This window comes from Burkholderia sp. Ac-20379 (assembly GCF_017104645.1).
Taxonomy (GTDB): Bacteria; Pseudomonadota; Gammaproteobacteria; order Burkholderiales; family Burkholderiaceae; genus Burkholderia.
Window position 1 is genome coordinate 1 of record NZ_JAAGPF010000544.1, and the last position, 2,804, is coordinate 2,804.

The window sequence follows — 2,804 nt, forward strand, 5'->3', positions numbered from 1 at the left end:
TGGCGAACTCGGCCCCGACAGCTTGGCGGCCAGCGCGCTCGCGTCCTGGATGCTCGCCACCGGCTGCAGTTGCAGGTCGGCCAGCAAGGCATCCCAGTTGCGGATGTAGTCCTGTTCGTAGAGCGTCAGCACCTGCTGCTCGTAGCGCGAGCGCGCGAGCGGATCGACGCGCCCGGCATCGAACACCCAGTAATCCCTGACGAAATCGTCGACGGATTGCGCGAGCCCGCCGTTGGCCTCCGACGCGAAATACGGCCGCGTGAACAGCACCGGCAGCGGCTGCGCGAGCGGCGTGCCGCTCTTGCGCACGAACACGTTGCCGAGCAGCCCGAGCGCCTGGTCGAGCCGCACCGGCGACGCGCCCGAGCGCTGCGCCTCCAGCTGCACGCTGCCGTAGATCAGCGTGGCGAGATCGGCCGTCTTCAGCGTGGCGCGAGCCTGATCGATCAGCGCGGTGTCGAGCGACAGCGCGCGCGGCCTCTGCGGATCATTGACGCGCGCCGAGAAATTCCCGTCGAGCGCCTTGGCGATCTCGGGATCGCGCGGGTACAGCCGCTGCCATTCGAGGCGCGCGAGCGCGGCCAATTCGCCCGGATCGAGATGCTGCGGCTGGCCGAGCATCAGATAGCCCTTCAGGTAGTCGTACAGCGCCTGCGGATCGTTCGCGCTTTCGCTCAACCCCTCGCGAAAGCGCACGCCGATGCCGGGCAGCAAGGTGGCGTCGCTCTCGCGCAGATACGCGCCGTGCGCCTGCGCGTACAGCGCATGGCCCTGGAACAGCCCGAAGCGCATCAGCAGCGGCACATGGCCCTGGTATCGACCCGCCACGTCCTGCGCGGCCGCAATCACCTCCAGCCGGGCCAGCGCACGCGCGAAATAGGTCTTCAGGTCGGGCGTGCCGTTCAGCGTGTCGGCCGGCGGCAGATCCTGCAGCGCGGCCTGCACATCGGCGATCAGCACGCGGTTGCGCGCGTAGCTGGTGGCGAACCCGGCCACCAGGCCCACCGTCAGCACCGCCATGCCGACGTACGCGGCGGCCTGCATCAGCAGCTTCTGCCGCTCCAGGCGCGGGTTGGTGCCGGCCAGCCCCGATTCGCGGAACAGCACGTCGCGCAGCAGCCGCTCGACGAAATAGGTATGGCGCTGCCCCGCGCCCACCTGCACGCGCGCGGCGTCCACCCCGAACGTGCGCGCCACGGCGCTCAGCATCCGGTCGATCGGCGCGCCTTCCTGCGTGCCCGAGGTCAGATACGCGCCGCGCAGCATCGGCGGCGGGCCGTATTCGTGACGCGCGAACGCGCCTTCCACGAACTGCCGCGCGATCTCGCGGAACGCGCCGAGCTGCTGCGGAAAGCTGAGCACGGCCGCGCGCCGGCCGCGGTCGCGCTCGGCGTGCAGGCGCTCGATCAGCCGCGTGTTCAGCCGCGCCAGCAGCAGGTCGTATTCGCCGGCGAAGCGCTGGCACGCGCTGCCGTCGAGGCTCGCCTCGAGCGGGAACGTCGCACCCCACACCTGGCTGCGCAGGTCCGGGCCGAGATCGTCGAAGAACTCGCCGAAACCGGCCACCAGATCGCACTTGGTGAACACCAGATACACCGGGATCGCGATCTTCAGATGCTGGTTCAGCTCGTCGAGGCGGCGACGCACGGCGCGGATGTGCTGGGCGCGCGCGGCGTCGTCGAAACCGAGCAGATCGGACACGCTGATCGTCACGATCACGCCGTTCAGCGGCCGGCGGCGGCGATGACGGCGCAGCAGCGCGAGGAACGCCTGCCAGGCCGAGGCGTCCACGCGGGCATCGGAATCCTGCGTCGTGTAGCGGCCGGCGGTGTCGAGAAACACGGCCTCGTCGGTGAACCACCAGTCGCAATCGCGCGTGCCGCCGATGCCGCGCAACGCATCCTTGCCGAATCGTTCGGACAGCGGAAAATCGAAGCCGGAGTTCTGCAGCAGCGTGCTCTTGCCCGAGCCGGGCGGGCCGATCACCACGTACCACGGCAGCGCGTAGAGATTGCGGCCGTTGCGGCGCGTCCTGCGCAGCGTGTCGATGGCCTCGCGAAAGCGCTGCTGCAACTGCGCGCGCTCGGCGCTGCCCGGCTCCTCGGCGGCGAGGCGCGCTTCCTGCCCGGCCAGTTCGCCCGTCAGTTGCGCGGCCTTGCGGCGTTCGCGCCATTGCAGCGCCAGCGCCGCCAGCACCGCGGCCAGCGCCATCGCGAGGATCAGCGCGAGCCGGGCCGCGGCGCTCGCGAGCGGCTGATGCGCGCCGATGCCGAGATACGGGCCGCCGAGCCAGATCAGCACGGCGATCAGCAGCAGCCCGGCCGACACCGCGAACCAGCGGGACGTGACCGCCGTTTTCAGCGTGTTCATGGGTTCAGTTCTCCGGGATGTACAGGATTTCCACACGGCGGTTGCGCGCCCGGTTGGCCGGCAGGCTCGGCGGCGTGGCGATCGGTTGCGACGAGCCCGCGCCGTTCGCCTCCAGGCGGCGCGGATCGTCGAGCCCCTGCGCGAGGACCGCGAGCGTGTTCTGGGCGCGCACGGTGGACAGCACGAAGTTGTCCTTGAATTTCAGCGAATGCACCGGCTGATCGTCGGTATGGCCGACCACGATCACGCGGCCGCGCACCTGGTTCAGCGCGGCGGCCACCTGGCGCAGCACCGGGATCGCGTCGGGCGCGAGATCCGCGCCGCCCGACGGGAACAGCGCGCCGGCGGCCAGCCGCACGGTGGCGCGGCCGTCGGCCTGCTCGTCGACGCTCAGCGCGGATCGGAAGGGCGGCGGGTGGGGAAAGAGGGTTGGT

2 protein-coding genes are annotated in these 2,804 nt (G+C 70.7%); both read right to left on the reverse strand.

Annotation, left to right across the window (positions count from 1 at the left end; all coding sequences use genetic code 11):
* Positions 1-2,370 (reverse strand): type VI secretion system membrane subunit TssM (tssM, locus tag G3N92_RS32510; RefSeq protein WP_206131628.1); only part of this gene is annotated, 2,370 nt, incomplete at its 3' end.
* 4 nt (positions 2,371-2,374) lie between these two features.
* A partial coding sequence (locus G3N92_RS32515; RefSeq protein WP_206131629.1) for an OmpA family protein occupies positions 2,375-2,804 on the reverse strand: 430 nt, incomplete at its 5' end.